The 15,540-nt window shown below is 65.9% G+C and carries 18 protein-coding genes; 11 read left to right on the top strand and 7 right to left on the bottom strand.

All coding sequences use genetic code 11. The features are described from left to right. Positions 1-87 precede the first annotated feature (87 nt). Genes AAE021_RS13475 through AAE021_RS13465 form a run of 3 tightly spaced genes read left to right on the top strand, consistent with a single transcriptional unit; the run spans position 88 to position 3,220 of the window. Positions 88-1,248, top strand: coding sequence for an NAD(P)/FAD-dependent oxidoreductase (locus tag AAE021_RS13475; protein ID WP_342022850.1), 1,161 nt, complete (start codon positions 88-90; stop codon positions 1,246-1,248). Beyond that, positions 1,182-2,132 carry an RNA polymerase sigma factor SigJ gene (gene sigJ / locus AAE021_RS13470; protein ID WP_342022849.1) on the top strand — a complete coding sequence of 317 codons (951 nt, stop codon included), beginning with the start codon at positions 1,182-1,184 and terminating at the stop codon, positions 2,130-2,132. The genes AAE021_RS13475 and sigJ overlap by 67 nt, the downstream gene beginning before the upstream one ends. 5 nt (positions 2,133-2,137) lie before the next feature. Next, on the top strand, positions 2,138-3,220 hold the full coding sequence (locus AAE021_RS13465) for a PLP-dependent cysteine synthase family protein (protein ID WP_342022848.1): 1,083 nt from the start codon (positions 2,138-2,140) through the stop codon (positions 3,218-3,220). A 19-nt stretch (positions 3,221-3,239) separates the two neighbouring features. On the opposite strand, the gene AAE021_RS13460 is transcribed toward AAE021_RS13465, so the two are convergent. Genes AAE021_RS13460 through AAE021_RS13450 form a run of 3 tightly spaced genes read right to left on the bottom strand, consistent with a single transcriptional unit; the run spans position 3,240 to position 5,424 of the window. Beyond that, positions 3,240-3,644, bottom strand: coding sequence for a RidA family protein (locus AAE021_RS13460; protein ID WP_342022847.1), 405 nt, complete (start codon positions 3,642-3,644; stop codon positions 3,240-3,242). Next, complete coding sequence (locus tag AAE021_RS13455) at positions 3,641-4,402, bottom strand: IclR family transcriptional regulator (protein WP_425362401.1); 762 nt, start codon at positions 4,400-4,402, stop codon at positions 3,641-3,643. The genes AAE021_RS13460 and AAE021_RS13455 overlap by 4 nt, the downstream gene beginning before the upstream one ends. Beyond that, positions 4,399-5,424, bottom strand: a complete 1,026-nt coding sequence (locus tag AAE021_RS13450; RefSeq protein ID WP_342022846.1) for a sugar kinase — start codon at positions 5,422-5,424, stop codon at positions 4,399-4,401. Before AAE021_RS13450 ends, AAE021_RS13455 begins: the two co-directional genes overlap by 4 nt. Before the next feature lie 243 nt (positions 5,425-5,667). Between AAE021_RS13450 and AAE021_RS13445 the strand changes: the two genes are divergently transcribed. Genes AAE021_RS13445 through AAE021_RS13430 form a run of 4 tightly spaced genes read left to right on the top strand, consistent with a single transcriptional unit; the run spans position 5,668 to position 10,732 of the window. Next, positions 5,668-6,990, top strand: coding sequence for an amino acid deaminase (locus AAE021_RS13445; protein WP_342022845.1), 1,323 nt, complete (start codon positions 5,668-5,670; stop codon positions 6,988-6,990). Positions 6,991-7,002: 12 nt separating this feature from the next. Beyond that, positions 7,003-8,661 carry a D-aminoacylase gene (locus AAE021_RS13440; RefSeq protein WP_342022844.1) on the top strand — a complete coding sequence of 553 codons (1,659 nt, stop codon included), beginning with the start codon at positions 7,003-7,005 and terminating at the stop codon, positions 8,659-8,661. Continuing rightward, positions 8,651-9,286 carry a bifunctional 4-hydroxy-2-oxoglutarate aldolase/2-dehydro-3-deoxy-phosphogluconate aldolase gene (locus AAE021_RS13435; protein ID WP_342022843.1) on the top strand — a complete coding sequence of 212 codons (636 nt, stop codon included), beginning with the start codon at positions 8,651-8,653 and terminating at the stop codon, positions 9,284-9,286. The genes AAE021_RS13440 and AAE021_RS13435 overlap by 11 nt, the downstream gene beginning before the upstream one ends. A gap of 51 nt (positions 9,287-9,337) precedes the next feature. Beyond that, positions 9,338-10,732, top strand: a complete 1,395-nt coding sequence (locus AAE021_RS13430; protein WP_342022842.1) for a gluconate:H+ symporter — start codon at positions 9,338-9,340, stop codon at positions 10,730-10,732. Positions 10,733-10,776: 44 nt separating this feature from the next. Here the strand turns inward: AAE021_RS13430 and AAE021_RS13425 are convergent, their stop codons facing one another. Next, entirely contained in the window at positions 10,777-11,232 is a 456-nt protein-coding gene (locus AAE021_RS13425) for a hypothetical protein (protein ID WP_342022841.1), read from the bottom strand. A 98-nt stretch (positions 11,233-11,330) separates the two neighbouring features. Here AAE021_RS13425 and AAE021_RS13420 point away from each other — a divergent pair, with 98 nt between their 5' ends. Then, positions 11,331-11,750 (top strand): hypothetical protein, encoded by a 420-nt coding sequence (locus AAE021_RS13420; protein ID WP_342022840.1) that lies wholly within the window; start codon positions 11,331-11,333, stop codon positions 11,748-11,750. Between the two features lie 107 nt (positions 11,751-11,857). Further along, positions 11,858-12,529, top strand: coding sequence for an aminoacyl-tRNA hydrolase (locus AAE021_RS13415; protein ID WP_342022839.1), 672 nt, complete (start codon positions 11,858-11,860; stop codon positions 12,527-12,529). Between the two features lie 35 nt (positions 12,530-12,564). Here AAE021_RS13415 and AAE021_RS13410 read toward each other — a convergent pair whose 3' ends face one another. From AAE021_RS13410 to AAE021_RS13400, 3 genes are all read right to left on the bottom strand, one after another. Continuing rightward, entirely contained in the window at positions 12,565-13,026 is a 462-nt protein-coding gene (locus tag AAE021_RS13410; RefSeq protein WP_342022838.1) for a GatB/YqeY domain-containing protein, read from the bottom strand. An 82-nt stretch (positions 13,027-13,108) separates the two neighbouring features. Further along, positions 13,109-13,789, bottom strand: a complete 681-nt coding sequence (locus AAE021_RS13405) for a bifunctional 4-hydroxy-2-oxoglutarate aldolase/2-dehydro-3-deoxy-phosphogluconate aldolase (RefSeq protein WP_342022837.1) — start codon at positions 13,787-13,789, stop codon at positions 13,109-13,111. A gap of 8 nt (positions 13,790-13,797) precedes the next feature. Next, complete coding sequence (locus tag AAE021_RS13400) at positions 13,798-14,619, bottom strand: DUF1684 domain-containing protein (RefSeq protein WP_342022836.1); 822 nt, start codon at positions 14,617-14,619, stop codon at positions 13,798-13,800. 78 nt (positions 14,620-14,697) lie between these two features. On the opposite strand from AAE021_RS13400, the gene AAE021_RS13395 reads away from it, so the two are divergent. Both AAE021_RS13395 and AAE021_RS13390 read left to right on the top strand, forming a co-directional pair. Next, the gene (locus AAE021_RS13395) at positions 14,698-14,865 is read left to right on the top strand and encodes a hypothetical protein (RefSeq protein WP_342022835.1); all 168 of its coding nucleotides are present in this window, start codon (positions 14,698-14,700) and stop codon (positions 14,863-14,865) included. Between the two features lie 9 nt (positions 14,866-14,874). After that, a complete protein-coding gene (locus AAE021_RS13390; RefSeq protein ID WP_342022834.1) occupies positions 14,875-15,489 on the top strand; it encodes a GNAT family N-acetyltransferase in 615 nt (204 codons plus the stop codon). The last annotated feature ends 51 nt before the right edge of the window (positions 15,490-15,540 follow it).

The following is a 15,540-nucleotide window of genomic DNA, read 5'->3' as shown; positions in this document are numbered from 1 at the left end:
CGATTTCCTTCCTGTCACAAATCCGCCGCGGCCGGTGTCCCATGTGTGAGCCGGCAGCAGCCGGAAACACAAAAACAGGAGAAGGACATGGAAACGACTGCAGTTGTCCTGGGCGGAGGATATGCCGGCGTCATGGCGGCTAACCGGCTGGCCGCCACGGGGCGTCCGGAGCTCAATGTGGTATTGGTCAGCCCGGAGGAACGTTTTGTGGAACGGATCCGCCTCCACGAGTACACGGCCGGAACCCGGAAGGATCCCACTGTGGACTTTGGATCGCTCCTGCATCCGGGAGTCCGCCGGGTGGCGGACACCGCCGTCGGGATTGATGCCGCCGCCCGGACGGTGCGGCTTGCGGGAGGAAACAGGCTGAACTACGACTATCTCGTATACGCGGTGGGTTCCGGGCAGGCAAAGATCCCCGACGGAGCCCTGTCCATCAGCACTTTGGCCGGTGCGGCACAGGCCCGCGAGGCCTTGGCTGCTATGGAGCCGGGAGGGCATGTGGCGGTGGTGGGTGGCGGCCTCACCGCCATCGAAAGTGCTGCCGAAGCCGCATACCGCAACCCTCACCTGCGCATCAGCCTACATGCCGCGGATGTTCCTGCGCCGCATGTCTCCGCTGGTGCCCGCCGCGGTTTGGTCCGCAGCCTGCGCCGTGCCGGCGTGGAGCAGCGAAACGGGACGCCGGTGCCGTGGCCGGGCGATCCGCGGGCGGCCCTGAACGCCGGCGTCGTGCTGTGGTGTGCCGGGTTCAGTGTGCCGGACCTCGCCTCGGTCAGCGGTCTGCCGGTTGATGCCGCGGGCCGGCTGCTGCTGGACCCGACCCTGCAGGTGCCCGGCCAGCCACGGATTTACGGCGCAGGAGACGCGGCGGTGATCGCCGGCCGGGACTACGCCTATCTGCGGATGAGCTGCGCGGCGGCAATGCCGATGGGTGCCGACGCGGCGGGAAATATCCTCCGCAACCTGGACAGCGACTCTCCAATCCGGCACGACAGCGGTTTCGGCGGGCAGTGCGTTAGTCTGGGCCGCAGTGACGGTCTGGTGCAGTTTGTCCGTGCGGATGACAGTCCGGTCCGTTTCCACCTGCACGGCAGGCTGGCGGCGGTCCAGAAGGAAATCATCTGCCGGATGACGCTGCGCTGGATCCGCGGCGAAGCCAAACGGAGCGGAGCGTACACATGGCCCAGGGGCCCGCGTTTGAGGACAACGACGGCGGCGCAGGGGCAGGCGGAAGCTTGGAGCTGAGCCGGGACGCCGATTTCCTGGCGCACCGCGGTTTGATCTTCACCATCGCCTATGACGTCACCGGGGTGGTGGCCGACGCCGAGGATATTGTCCAGGACACCTATCTGCGCTGGCGTTCGGTCGACAGGACGGTGGCGAACCCGCGGGCATACCTCGCGCGGATAGCCACCCGGCAGGCGCTGAACGCCGTCCGTTCCGCGGCCCGGCGGCGCGAAGACTATCCGGGGGAGTGGCTCCCTGAGCCGCTTCCCACCGGAGGGCATGCGCCCGGAGGATCCCTGGATCCGGAAGCCGCCGCAGTGACCGCCGCTGAAGTGTCCACCGCCATGCTGGTGGTCCTGCAGACCCTGAGCGGACCGGAACGGGCCGCGTTTATCCTGCACGACGTATTTGGCTTTGGCTATCCGGAAATTGCCGAGACGCTGGACTCCGGACAGCCAGCCGTGCGCCAGCTGGTGCACCGGGCCCGGGAACGTGTCGGAACGGGAGCGCCCCGGACACTGCCGGATCCGGCTGAGCACCGGGCCGCCGTCGGCCGCTTTCTGGAAGCAACCCTCACCGGTCAGCTCCAGGCGCTGCTGGATGTGCTGGCACCGGATGTGGTGCTGCATTCCGATGGCGGAGGGAAGGCCAGCGCCGCGGTGCGGCCGGTGTTCGGCCCGGAGAAGGTTGCCCGGCTCATGCTTGGGCTGGCGTCGAAATACGCGGCGGGCGCGGTGGTGGAGTTTGTGGAACTGAACGGATTGCCCGCGGTGGCGTTCCGGGAGGATGGAAGCATCACCACGGTGTTCCAGCTGAGTCTGGCCGACGGGCAGGTCAGCGGGGTGTACGCGATGCGCAACCCGGACAAGCTCGTTCACCTGCAGGGCCCGGCTGTAGGCTGAATCAGGTGATTAATTCCCAGGAACAGAACCGCAGCTGGTCGGACGACGCGATCCGCCGGATCGAGGCCGAAGGCAACAGGTCCGCCGACACCCACCTGTTCGAGGTTCCGGTTCCGGCCGGATGGTCGGTGAAGGTTTATCTCAAGGACGAGTCCACCCACCGCACCGGCAGCCTCAAGCACCGGCTCGCCAGGTCCCTGTTTCTCTTTGGACTGGTCAACGGATGGATTACCCGCGGCATGACCATCGTTGAGGCGTCCTCCGGCTCAACCGCCGTATCCGAGGCCTATTTTGCGCAGCTGCTGGACCTGCCGTTTGTCGCCGTCATGCCCCGCACCACCAGCGCCGAAAAAATCGCGCTGATCGAGCAGTACAACGGCACCTGCCACTTTGTGGACGATCCGTCCCAGGTGTACGCGGCCGCCGAGGAGATTGCCCGCAGCAGCGGCGGCCACTACATGGACCAGTTCACCTATGCCGAACGGGCCACGGACTGGCGGGGCAACAACAACATCGCCGAATCCATCTATGGGCAGCTGGCGCTGGAGGAGTCCCCGGTGCCCGAATGGATTGTGGTTGGCGCCGGTACCGGCGGCACCAGCGCAACGCTGGGCCGCTACATCCGGTATCACCGCCATGCCACGAAGCTGGCCGTGGTGGACCCGGAAAATTCGGTGTTCTATCCGTCCTGGCGTAACCCCGGCGTACCCGCGGTTGGCGGCCCCTCGCGGATTGAGGGCATCGGCCGGCCGCGGCTGGAACCGAGTTTTGTCCCCGCCGTCATCGACCACATGATCCAGGTTCCCGACGCCGCTTCGGTGGCGGCCGCCAGACATCTCTTCGACCTGGCCGGGCTGCATGCCGGTCCGTCCACCGGTACCAATTTGTGGGGTGTGTGGCAGCTGGCGGCCGCGATGGAAGCCGAAGGAAAGACCGGGAGCATCGTCTCCCTGATGTGCGATTCCGGCGACCGGTATGAGGCGTCCTACGGCAACAACGACTGGCTGGCCTCACGCGGGCTGGACCCGGCTCCGGCGCAGGCACTGCTGGCCGAACTGTTCGCAACCGGCCGCTGGCCGCAGCAGTAAGGCGCGGCCAGCAGCGCACTTAGGCTGTGACAGCCAGCGCGTCGATCTCCACCAGCATTACTTCGTGCGGAAGATCCACGAAGACCGTGGTGCGGCTGGGCAGCGCTCCGCTGGGGACGTTCTCCCTGATGAACTCACCGTAAACCTCGTTCATCGCGGGGAAATCATCGCGGGTGGTCAGATAGACGCGGAACATCAGGACATCCTCAACGGAGGACCCGCCTGCTTCGAGGATCGCCTTAACGTTTTCCAGGGTTCGGCGCGTCTGGGTGCGGACGTCTCCCTCGCCAATGTACTGGTTGGTCGCCGGATCCATGGGGCCCTGTCCGGACACCTGGAAGAAACCGCCTTTCCGCACCCCCTGCGAAAACACATGGGCGGGGGCCGGAGCCTGGTCTGTCAGTACAACGGTCTTTTCACTCATTTATTGTCCCTTTCAGGGTTGGTCCAGCCGAGGTCCGCTGAAATGGCCTCGGTACAGGCTTTAAGGTCGGGAAGCAGGTTCAGCAAGCCGTCGTAGTCCAGCATGACGATGGGGATCGACAGTGACGCTGCGGCCACCACAACGCCGCGGACATCACGGATGGGGGCAGCGATGCAATGCACAAAGGACTCGTGCTCGGCGTTGTCATGGGCCCACCCCTGGGTCTTGACCCGCTCAAGTTCGGCCAGAAGCGCCTGCGGGTCGGTCAGCGTGTTATCTGTCATCCGGACGTAGTCCAGTCCGCCGGCGATGTGCTCCTGCTCGCTGCGCGGCAGGTCCGCCAGCAGGACTTTGGCAACCGCCGCTGAGTGCAGGGCGGCCGTCAACCCGATCCGTGAGTACATCCGCACCGGGTGCCGGGACTCAAACTTATCCACGTAGACGACGTCGCTGCCCTCAAACGCCGCAAGGTGCACGGTGTGGCCGGTGCGGGTGTTCAGCTCGGCAAGATGAGGGCGTGCGGCGGCGCGGATATCACGCTGTTCCAGGGCCAGGGAGGAAAGCTCGAAGAGCTTGGACCCCAGATGGAACCGCTGCTCCCGGTCCCGGGTGACAAACCGCGTCTCCTCCATGGCATGGAGGAGCCGCATGATCGTTGTTTTATGCACGGATGCGCGGGACGCCAGCTCATCCAGGGTCTGCGGCTTTTCGGCAAGTTCGCCCAGCAAGTCCATGGCGCGCATCAGGCTTTGGCTCACGTGTCCGCCTTTTCGAGGGGAAGGGAAATGGAACCTGCAAGGTTATCAAGGGCAGGTGACGTGATCCGACCGGCGGCGACGTGCGTTTGCAGCCAGTGGGCATCGCTGCTCTGCTCAAGCGCCGCCTGGACATCCGCGCCCGGCAGGGGCCCGCGGTCTCCCCGGACAGTCAGGGTGCAGGCTGCACTAAGGTGCCCGCGCCGCAGGCTCGCCTTGGGATCGAGGCCGGAAAGCATGCCGCTGAGGTACCCTGCGGCAAACGCGTCACCGGCACCCACAGGCTCGACGACGTCCACGGAAAGTGCCGGCACTTCCTCGCGCACACCGGAACGGTTCAGGGTTATGGCGCTAATGGCATCGTTCTTGATGACCAGTACCTCCGGGTCCGGCAGGAGGCTCCGCATTTCTTCCTCATCGCTGGTGCCGAAGGCATGTTCCGCCTCATCACTGCCTACCAGTACGACATCGGCAAGGTTGGCTAATTCGGGCAGGACGCTGTGGTCCTGCCCGGCCCAGAGGGATTTGCGCCAGTTGACGTCGAAGCTGATGGTCCTGCCCTCCCGCGGCGCGGTGAGGATGGCGCGGCACAAGTCCAGGCAGTCGGCGGAAAGCGCTGGCGTGATGCCGCTCAGATGGATGAGCTGCGCATCGCCGATGAGCCGGGCCGCGGCGGGCGAGGCGAGGAGCTCAGGACTCATGGCGGCGGCCGCCGAACCCTTGCGGTAGTACAGCACGGAGCTGCTGCCGGTGCGGGGGCCGGACGGCTGGGCGGCTATCTTCACGTAAACGCCGGTGTTCCGGACGGGATCCAGCTCCACGCCCGAGATCCCCACGCCGTGATTCTGCAGTTCATCCAGGATCCGGGTGCCGAACCCGTCTTCTCCCACCCTGCCGATCCAGTGAGTGGTGACCCCGTGCGCGGCCAGCCCAATGGCGACATTGGATTCGGCGCCGCCCACCCCAACCCGCAGGGTGTCCGCTTGGTCAAGGGGCAGCGCCCGTGCGGGTGTCAATACGGCCATTGACTCACCGACGCATACGGCTGACAGCATGTGTTTCCTGTTCTCTTCTGAGGGCGCTCGACGTGATGCCGGCCGCGGCGGACGCGGACTCCCGAGCCATGTGACGGGCGCCGCTGACCGCACCTTTTGACTCCCGAATGACCACCATGTTAGACATATCACCATCGAGTTTGCAACGAGCGTTGCAATATCCGCAATGTGGTCACCTGCGTTTGGGCGCCCACCTTTGAAGGGACTGACGCAATGGCCTCATCCTCAGCCATCGACCGCGACATTGACACCGACGCCGTCGCCGCCTTGCAGAATGCCGTCCTGGATTGGCGGTACAAAGCGGCTCCCGTCTCGGCCTCAGGAGAAACTGCCGGATCCTTCGTGGCCGCGCATCCCACCCTGGCAAGCTTTTCCACACCGCTGCTGACGCTTGACCGTGCTGCTGTGCATCACAATCTTGACCGGCTGGCACACTGGTGCGCAGAACGCGGAGTGCTGCTGGCACCGCACGGCAAGACCACCATGGCACCCCAGCTCTGGGCCGAGCAGCTGCAGCGCGGAGCCTGGGGAATCACGCTGGCCAACTTCGCGCAGCTTCGCGTGGCGCGGGCCTTTGGCGTCCGCAGGCTTCAGCTGGCCAACAGCCTCACCGACCCACAGGCCATTAGCTGGGTTGCCGAAGAAACAGCCGCCGGCCGCCCTGTGCTCTCGTGGGTGGACGCCGAAGAAACCGTTGAACGTATTGGCCGGGTACTCTCGGCCGCCGGCAGCACCGCGGTTCTGGATGTCCTGGTGGAGCTGGGCGGCCACGGTGGACGGACGGGTGCCCGGAGCGTTGGGGCTGCGCAGCAGGTGGCCCGGGCCGTGGCACGGTCGCCTTTTCTGCGGCTGGTGGGGGTCAGCGGTTATGAAGGTGCACTGGCGCATACCGCGGACCCCTCCGGTTTGGCTGCCGTACGGGAGTATCTGGGGCAGATGGCCGTTCTGCACACGGCTTTGCTTGAGGAGAATCTGTACGGCGACGGCGCGGACGTCATCCTGACCGCCGGCGGAAGCGCGTACTTCGACGAGGTGGTTGATGTCCTTTCCCCCTGCGTCACCGGAGCTGAAACGAAGGGTGGCCCGGCAGTACGGCTGATGATCCGCAGCGGCGCTTACCTCGTCCACGACGACGGCTTCTACCGGGGGATCTCCCCCTTCTCGCGCAGCGGCGCAGCACCCCTCGCCGCCGGGATGCATGGGTGGGCCCGGGTGGTTTCACTGCCTGAGCCCGGGTTGGCGATCCTTGACGGTGGCAAGCGTGATTTCCCCGTGGACGAAGGCCTGCCGGAGCCGCAGCTGATTGGTGCGGGGCTGGGTGAGCCCATGCGGCCCCTGAAGGCGACCATCACCGCGGTCAATGATCAGCACTGCTTCCTGGCCTATGACCCCGCGTTGGAGATTCGAATGGGAGACGTTGTCCGGCTGGGTCTGTCGCATCCCTGCACCGCCCTGGACAAATGGACGCTGATTCCAGTGCTGGCGGACACGGATCAGGACCCAACAGTTGTTGACCTTGTCCACACGTTTTTTTAGGAGCTGATGTCCATGAACACGCTGATCAGCAACGCCACGGTGGTGGATGGGACAGGGGAACCGCGACGCGCAGCGGACGTCCTGGTGGAAGGGACCGTGATCGCTGCGGTGGCGCCCGTCGGCTCCCTGGCCCCCTCACGCTATGAAACAGCACGAATCATCGACGCCTCAGGCCTGGTCCTGAGCCCCGGTTTCATCGATATGCACGCCCACTCCGACCTGCAGTTGCTGGCGGAGCCCGGGCACTACGCAAAATTGAGCCAGGGCGTGACCACCGAGCTGCTGGGCCAGGACGGCATGTCCTATGCGCCGGTGGACGAGGTGACCCTCGAGGGGATGCGGCAGAAAATAGCCGGCTGGAACGATGACCCCGAGGGATTCACCTACGACTGGCGGACGGTGGGCGAGTACCTGGACCGCCTTGACGCCCCCGGTCCCGGGGGCCGGATCGCCACCAATGCCGCTTATCTGGTGCCGCAGGGAACGGTCCGGGCGCTGGTCATGGGCTTCACGGAGGGGAAACCCACAGCGGCCCAGCTGGAGCAGATGCAGGAAGTCATCAGGACCGGCCTGATGGAAGGGGCGGTGGGGATGTCCTCCGGACTGACCTACACACCCGGGATGTACGCGGACACGAAGGAGCTGGCCGCACTGTGCCGGGCAGTGGCGCACCTCGGCGGCTTTTATGCCCCGCACCACCGCTCCTATGGAAAAGACGCCCTGTCTGCCTACGCCGAAATGATTGACCTGAGCCGGGACACGGGCTGTGCACTGCACCTGTCCCATGCCACCATGAACTTCGCCGAGAACAAGGGCCGCGCGGGGGAGCTTCTGGACCTGATCGACCAGGCGCTGGACAGCGGCGTGGACATCACCCTGGACACGTACCCCTACCTTCCCGGCGCCACCACCCTCTCGGCAATCCTGCCCAGCTGGGCTTCTTCGGGCGGAACGGCAGCGACCCTGCAGCGGCTGTCCGATCCGTCCGCACTGGAACGGATCCGCGAAAACGTCGAGGTTTACGGCTCCGACGGCTGTCACGGAGTAGTTGCGGAGTGGGACACCCTGGAAATCAGCGGCGTGCGGAACCCCGCGCTGGCCAACTGCATCGGCAAGACGATTGCGCAGATCGCCGCGGAATCCGGCACGGCCCCCTTCGACGTCTTTACGCATATCCTGCGCACCGACAGCTTGGGCACCGGGATCCTGCAGCACGTCGGCCATGAAGAGAACGTCCGGGAAATCATGATGCACCGCGCACACACCGGCGGCAGCGACGGAATCCTGGTTGGGGACAAACCCCATCCCCGGTCCTGGGGCACCTTCCCCCGGTTCCTTGGCCGCTACAGGCGCGAATTGGGACTGTTGAGCCTCGAAGAAACCGTTCATCACCTAACGGGCCGGCCGGCGGCCCGACTCAAGCTGGACCGCCGCGGGCTGATCCGTGAAGGCTACGCAGCCGACCTCGTGCTCTTTGACCCGGACACGATCAGCGACCGAGCAACCTTTGACCAGCCCCGGCAAGCCGCCGCGGGCATCCACTGCGTCTTTGTCAACGGAACAGCGGCGATCGATGAAGGGAAACCCACCGGTGCGCGCGCCGGGAGGGCCCTCCGCCGCCAACCCGATGGCAAGACCCGGACAGAAAGCACAGATCCCCGTGACTCCTGAGAACTTCATCCTCCAACTCCGTGAAGACCGAACGCTCGCCGTCGTCCGGACGCAGGCGCTTCCCGACGCTGAAGCCCTGTGCCAGGCGCTGGCGGGCGGCGGCATCCGTACCGTGGAACTGACCTTCACCATTCCCGATGTCCTGACCCACCTGCGCCGCGCAGCGGACACGGCCGCCAGCCACGGCGCCGTCGTCGGGATCGGCACCGTGCTGACAGCAGACCAGGCCCGGGCTGCCATCGATGCAGGCGCGCAGTTCCTGGTGACTCCCGGACTGCGCCCGGAGGTGGCCGCCGTGGCAACCGCAGCCGGGATCCCCTTCAGCCTTGGCGCGATGACGCCCACAGAGGTGGCGCAGGCCCTGGACCTTGGCTCGGCGGCCGTGAAGATTTTCCCGGCACGGCAATTTGGGCCTTCGTATCTTTCGGACCTCCAGGGCCCGTACCCGGGGATCGCACTGCTCCCTTCGGGCGGAATTAATGACCAGAACGCCGGCAGCTACCTGTCGGCGGGAGCCGCGGCGGTGTGCTGCGGCACCAGCGTGGTGCCACCGGCGGCGGTGCAGGCGGGGGACTGGGCCGACATCACGGCCCGCGCCGCCGGCTTCATCCGCGCACTGGGCTGACGCCCGGATCTTTTCCCGCCACCCCTCCAAGGTCTCACCAGAAAGTCTTTCATGATCGATTTCCTTACCTGGCTGCGCAATGACACGGCAGGCCTCCTGCTCCTCGCCGGCGCGGGCATCACGCTGCTCCTGTTCCTGATTATCAAACTCAAGCTGGAGCCCTTCATCGCCCTGGTCGGCACCGGAATTCTCGTGGCACTGGCCGGCGGCGTGCCGGTGGACGATCTGGTGGGCACGGCAACCAAGAGCAGTGACGCCCTGATCGAAAAGGGGTTCGCTGGAATCCTTGGCCACATCACCGTGATCATCGGATTGGGCACCGTCCTGGGTGCCATCCTTGAACGGTCCGGCGGAGCCGAGGTCCTGCTGGGCCGGCTCGTGAAACTCTTCGGGGAAAAGGGAACCCCGCTGGCAATGGGTATCACCGGCTTTGTGCTGGGCATCCCCGTGTTCTTTGACATCGGCATCTTCGTGCTCGCGCCGCTGGTCTACGTGGCCGCCGTCCAGGGCGGGAAGTCCCTGCTCCTCTATGCACTGCCGCTGCTCGCCGGACTCTCGGTGACGCACGCCTTCCTGCCGCCGCACCCGGGTCCGGTTGCTGCCGCCGGCCTGCTCCAGGTGGAACTGGGCTGGATTATCATCATGGGCCTGGCATGCGGCATTCCCGCCTGGTTTGCCTCAGGCATCCTGTGGGGAACCTGGATCGGCAAACGGATCTACATCACCGTTCCGGAAGACCGCATTATTCCTGAATCCGACGATGCCAAGAAGCTGGGCGGCCCGGCCCTGTCCACCGTGCTCGCCTGCATTGGACTGCCCATGCTGCTGATCCTCGGAGGTACCTTCGGCAACATCTTCCTGCCGGACGGTCCTGTGGGATCGGTCCTGCAGTTCTTCGGCAATCCCGCCGTCGCACTGACGGTGGCCGTTCTGATCTCCATGTGGCTGCTGGGCATCCGCCGCGGCATGACATCCATGGAACTCTCTGAACTGACTTCCTCATCCCTGCGTCCCGTTGGCATGATCCTGCTGGTGGTTGGAGCCGGAGCGTTCTTCGGAGCCGTCCTCACCGCAACCGGTGTGGGAGCGGCCGTTGCGGAATCCCTCGCCGCGGCAGGGCTGCCGCTCCTGGTTTCGGCCTTCGTCATCAGCGCCGGCATGCGCATCGCCCAAGGATCCGCCACCGTGGCCATTGTTACCACCGGTGGAATTCTGGCACCCAGCCTGCTTGCAGGGGATTACTCCCAGCCGCAGCTGGCCCTCATCGTGATGGCGATTTCCTCGGGCTCGATCATCGCCAGCCACGTCAACGACGGAGGTTTCTGGATCATAGCCAAGTTCTTCAACCTCTCGGTCAAGGACACCCTGAAAACGTGGACTGTCCTGGAAACAGTGCTCTCCCTGGTGGGCTTTGGCATGGCGGCACTGCTTTACCAGTTCGTGTAACCGGGCCGGCGTTTCCGGCGGTCCGGGGTTCCGGCGGCCAGATCTCAGGAAACGCCGGCGATGTCCTTCTCGGCGGTGCTGATCAGCTTTTCCTCGTCATGACGGACATCGACGGGACGCTTGCCCTGCAGCGAGTTGTTGGGCGTGTAAAACCACAGCGCGACCTGTTCATCGGTCCAACCCATCCACCGGCCAAGCCGGATAACGTCCTTGACGGGCGGAATCATCCGGCCGCCGGGCACATCAAACTGGAACCCCGGATACAGGAATCGTCCGCCGCGCCTCACAGCCAGGACCCGGCCCTTACCGGTCAGCCGGGAAGCCCGGAGGTTAGGGCCGTAGCCAAACCCCAGACGCTGGGCGGCTTCGAGGATGGTGTACAGGCCGTCCTCCCGTTCCATCGAGGACCACAGCGCGTCGGCCTTTTTGCCGGACGGAATGGTCCGGATGGCGCCGGTTGGATGGGAGCTGTGCCGCTGATGGGTTTCCCGGTCGGTCATGGTTCAACGGTACCGCCGCCATCGGCGCAGAGGCAGGGGACAGCCGCCTGCGGGCCGTGAAATAGGTACTCTGCGCATCGGGCTGGGAACATGGAAGCATGCGATCACTCAGCCTTCAGGAAGCAACCCGCCTTGCAGAGCAGACAGCGGCGGTGGCAGAGGGTCACATTCCTTACGGCTCCGGCCTTGGCGCGCCGGCTTCCTTCACTTTGGCGTGGCTGATGGCCGGTGCGGGGATCGAGGACATCCGGGTGGCCAGCGGATCCTCCGGAATGGGCGACCACTTCTGGATCGAAACGCAGCAGTGGCGGATTGATCCGACCCTTCGCCAGTTTCCGCACCTGAACCACCGGCCGCTGGTCCAGCCGGTCACCGACCCCGGGAACTTCGACGCCGTCAAGTATCACGCCGTTCCGGCCAGCCGCGAGGAGGCAGTGCGCGAAGTGTCCTACGGTTTCCGCAACGCCGCCGAAACTGAGGCCTTCGTGCGCGAGATGACCGCCGCCGTCGTCCTCTAGGTGCAGGAGCTGAGGCCCTTTGAACTGGTCACGCTTCGATTCCGGCGGAATTACGCCGGGCAGTCCGTGTGAGGGGTGAATTGTCCCCGCCGTGAAAAACTGGAGACATGCAACCCAGCGACACTGTCCAGCCGATCGTCCTGCTCGTCGATAAGGAAGACCCCGCGGCCCACTATGACGCAGTGGCAGCCGCCGCAGCGGCCAGCGTGAGCGCCTATGCGCGGCGGGAAGACGATGGAGCCTGGGAGAACTGGGTGTACGGCCGTTTCACCAAGACCGTCCGCCGGGCGAGCCCCAAGGCCTTTGCCAAGCTGGCGGCCCATGCGCCGTCGGGCACCGTCGTCGTCGGCCGGGCACAGGCACTGGCCTTTGAACCGGTGACCTATGAGGACATGCCCAAGGCCGTGCGCGCGTTGCAGGTCTCGGGGACCCAGCTGCCCGACGACGACCCGGTGCCGGGACTTCCGGGTGCCCCGGTGGTGGTGGTGAACGCGGACCTGGAGATGTCCACCGGCAAGGCCGGGGCGCAGGCCGCGCATGCCCTGCTCGCCTGGTATCTGACGCTGTCCGGGCAGGAGCAGGACGCGTGGTGCGCTGACGGCAGCCCGGTGTCCGTCCGGGCCGCAGCGGGGGCCGAGTTCAAGGCGCTCGCCGCCACAGCCGGTGCCGGGCCGCTGATCGTGGACGCCGGCATGACCGAGATTGCCCCCAACACAGCCACTGCCTTCGTGGCGCCCGCCGGGGCCGGCAACCCCGTGCCGCCGGCGGCCGCCCGGTAGAACCACCCGCCTGGCGGTCCTACCGGGAGCGCTGGCTAGGCGAGGCGGCTGCGGACAATCTCGCTGACGGCCTTGCCGTCAAAGCGCCCCGCCACCTTGGCAGTTACCGGCTTCATCACGGCGCCCATCTGGCGCATCGACAGTTCAGTGCCGGCGGCGGAGAGATCTGCGATGACCTCATCCACAATGGCCAGCACATCAGCGGCGGTCAGCGGGGCCGGCAGGTAAGCCTCGATGATTTCGGCTTCAGCGACCTCAGCGTCCGCACGCTCCGTCTCGCCGGCATCGCGGTAGATTCCGGCGGTGTCCCGCCGCTTGGCTGCTTCCTTCTGCAGCAGCGACACGACCTGCACGTCATCAAGCTCCACCGGAGTTTTTCCGGACTTTTCCCGGGTCTCAATCTCGCCGAGCACGTTGCGCACCGTCATCAGCGCGGTGCGGTTTCCGGCTTTCATATGGGTCTTCATGTCGGCCTGGAGCTGCTCTTTGAGTGTCATGGGGTCTCATTTCCGATCGACGAATCTCGTAAGGTTTACCTCCATGATCCCGCGGATCGGCACGGGCATGCACGCTGCCGCATCAGGGCGCCTGATTATGGCCGCGTTCCGCGTTGGTGCGCACCTGAAGTGCACGCCCGGCCAGGCGGTCCAGGTCGCCGCCCGGAACCAGAGCGTCGCCGAGCAGTTCCGGGCCGAAGACGACGGCGGCGGCACCCGCAGCGAACCAGCCGGCCGTCCCGCTGAGGGTGATCGAGCCGGAAGGAATCAGGGGAATGTCCGGCAGCGCGGCCCGGACGTCCTCAAGATGCCCGGTTCCGAGGGAACCGGCGGGAAACAGCCGCACGGCGCTGGCACCGGCCCGCCACGCCAAGTGGATTTCGCCGGGAGTCATGGCCCCGGGATGGCTTGCCACCTCCAGGTTCCGGGCGGCGTGGATGACGTCGGGAGCGGCATTCGGGGACGCAATAAACCGGGCGCCGGCTCCCGCCGCCCGCACCACGTCCTGCGGCGTCATCACCGCTCCGATGCCAAGGTCGACGTCTTCCGGGAGCCTGGCGGCCAGCCGTTCGAGGGTGCCCAGTGCTCCCGGGGTGGTCATCGCCAGCTCCAGGCACCGGATGCCGTTCGCCACGAGGATGTCCGCCACCGCCTCCGCCCGGTCAGGATGGCCGCCCCGGAGAACGGCAATAATCCGGGTCCGCTGCAGTGTGGATGTCAGCGGGACCCGGCGGAACGCCGACGGGCCGGAGTCAGCGGTCATGACTGTTCCTATCCTGCCGGTTGCTGTTCGCCGGCTTCGACGGGTTCCTTGATGATGTTGCTTCCCACCGGCATGGGACAGGTCCCGTACGGCGTGAAAGCACTGGGGTAGTTAACGGCCCGGTTGAAATCCACCGTCACGGCTGACGTTCCGGGCTCCGGGGCGGCAAAAACCACCTTGCGCCAACCGGCGGTCGTTTGGTTGTTGGTCCCATCATGAAAGGTCAGCGCCAAACGGTCCGGCGCTTCCTCAGCGACCTGCAGGCGGTAGTCGCTGTCCGTGCCGGGGAATCGCAGGACAAGCTCACCCACGGTCCGGTGGACGGCGTCGACGGCGGGGTGGGCGGTCCGGATGGGTACGTCCACGGGTGCCGGATACGCATCGAACCGTGCATCAATCACCAAGTCCGGCCGGAAATCGAAGGTGGGAACCTCCCTGAATCCGGTGAAGACCGGTGCGGCCGAATCCCTGGTGCGGACGGCATATCGCCCGCCGCGACGGGCCAGCTCCACCTGGACCTGGCTGCCGCTGCCGCCGCCGAACTGCACCCAGAGCAACGACTCCTCGTCCGCCAGGGAAACGGTCACGGTGCCGTCCACCACGGTTCCGCCGTCCACCAGCGTGAGCCGGTCAGCGGCGGATGCCGACAAAACGGCTTCCCGTTCGTTTGCGGACCAGAGACCCGGAATGCCTTCCAGCCCTGCGGGCTCAGGAGTTAACCAGTGCAGCGACGTGAGGGTCAGCCAGCCATATTCCTCCCCGAGACTCCGATTCCGGGCGCTGCGGAAGCGCAGCCACCCTTCCAAAGTGCCGTCAGTGGTGTTGGGCATGGTTCCTCCTGTTATGAGCGGGCCGCCTTGGGCGGTGTCACCTTGGGCAGTGTATCGGCCCGGTTTGTAGGATGAAGCATGGAAAACAACGGATCAACATCGTCGCTCGCCCAGCTGCGGAACCGCCAGACCGAACTTGTTAGTGCTCTCGCCGTCGAGACCAGTACGGCCCGCCTCGCAGCCCTGAGCTCGGAGCTGGAAACCGTGCTGGAGCGAATTCAGCAGTCCGAGCAGCAGAACCCCTAGCCCGCCGCCATGGGTGAAAGCGCAGCCGCCGCTGATGACATCAGGGTTGTCCCGGCGAACGAGACGTCAGGGGAAGAGCTGCAGGCTGTATTCGGTGGGCGCGGAGAGCCGCACCGGTGCCAGTGCCAGTGGTTCAAAGTGCCAGGCTCGCGCTGGTACGGCATCCCGGTCGAGGAACGGGCGCGCCGTCTGGAGGAACAGGCCGGGTGCGGCAACCCCGATGCTCCAACCAGCGGGCTGGTCGCCTATATTTCAGACGAACCAGTGGGCTGGTGCGCGGTTGAGCCCCGCCTGGCCTACCCGAGGCTGCTGGGACACCGGGTTCCGTGGGCCGGACGGGCGGAGGACCGTGACGACGACGGCGTGTGGGCGGTGAGCTGCTTCGTGACCCGAACGGGATACCGGCGCCGTGGCGTGAGCTATGCCCTGGCGCATGCCGCTGTCGGATTCGCCCGGGAGCGCGGGGCAGCCGCACTCGAGGGGTATCCCATGCTGATTGAACCCGGCATGAACGCGTCCTGGGGGGAGCTGTACGTGGGCAGCCGCAGCATTTTCGCTGCAGCCGGCTTTGAACAGGTGAGCCACCCGACGCCCCGGCGGGTGGTTATGAGGATTGATTTCTGACCGTACCTCGGGAAAAGGTGCCTGGCTCCCACTGAATCGCAGCCGCTGCTC

This window comes from Arthrobacter citreus (assembly GCF_038405225.1).
Classification (GTDB): domain Bacteria; phylum Actinomycetota; class Actinomycetes; order Actinomycetales; family Micrococcaceae; genus Arthrobacter_B; species Arthrobacter_B citreus_A.
Note: the sequence above shows the minus strand (reverse complement) of the source record. Positions and strands in the feature narration are given on the sequence as shown.

Bases quoted from the DNA above. Each gene is read 5' to 3' on its own strand.
- AAE021_RS13475 (WP_342022850.1), top strand. From the start codon at position 88: ATGGAAACGACTGCAGTTGTCCTGGGCGGAGGATATGCCGGCGTCATG.
- sigJ (WP_342022849.1), top strand. From the start codon at position 1,182: ATGGCCCAGGGGCCCGCGTTTGAGGACAACGACGGCGGCGCAGGGGCA.
- AAE021_RS13460 (WP_342022847.1), bottom strand. From the start codon at position 3,644: ATGAGTGAAAAGACCGTTGTACTGACAGACCAGGCTCCGGCCCCCGCC.
- AAE021_RS13450 (WP_342022846.1), bottom strand. From the start codon at position 5,424: ATGGCCGTATTGACACCCGCACGGGCGCTGCCCCTTGACCAAGCGGAC.
- AAE021_RS13445 (WP_342022845.1), top strand. From the start codon at position 5,668: ATGGCCTCATCCTCAGCCATCGACCGCGACATTGACACCGACGCCGTC.
- AAE021_RS13440 (WP_342022844.1), top strand. From the start codon at position 7,003: ATGAACACGCTGATCAGCAACGCCACGGTGGTGGATGGGACAGGGGAA.
- AAE021_RS13430 (WP_342022842.1), top strand. From the start codon at position 9,338: ATGATCGATTTCCTTACCTGGCTGCGCAATGACACGGCAGGCCTCCTG.
- AAE021_RS13425 (WP_342022841.1), bottom strand. From the start codon at position 11,232: ATGACCGACCGGGAAACCCATCAGCGGCACAGCTCCCATCCAACCGGC.
- AAE021_RS13420 (WP_342022840.1), top strand. From the start codon at position 11,331: ATGCGATCACTCAGCCTTCAGGAAGCAACCCGCCTTGCAGAGCAGACA.
- AAE021_RS13415 (WP_342022839.1), top strand. From the start codon at position 11,858: ATGCAACCCAGCGACACTGTCCAGCCGATCGTCCTGCTCGTCGATAAG.
- AAE021_RS13410 (WP_342022838.1), bottom strand. From the start codon at position 13,026: ATGACACTCAAAGAGCAGCTCCAGGCCGACATGAAGACCCATATGAAA.
- AAE021_RS13405 (WP_342022837.1), bottom strand. From the start codon at position 13,789: ATGACCGCTGACTCCGGCCCGTCGGCGTTCCGCCGGGTCCCGCTGACA.
- AAE021_RS13400 (WP_342022836.1), bottom strand. From the start codon at position 14,619: ATGCCCAACACCACTGACGGCACTTTGGAAGGGTGGCTGCGCTTCCGC.
- AAE021_RS13395 (WP_342022835.1), top strand. From the start codon at position 14,698: ATGGAAAACAACGGATCAACATCGTCGCTCGCCCAGCTGCGGAACCGC.
- AAE021_RS13390 (WP_342022834.1), top strand. From the start codon at position 14,875: ATGGGTGAAAGCGCAGCCGCCGCTGATGACATCAGGGTTGTCCCGGCG.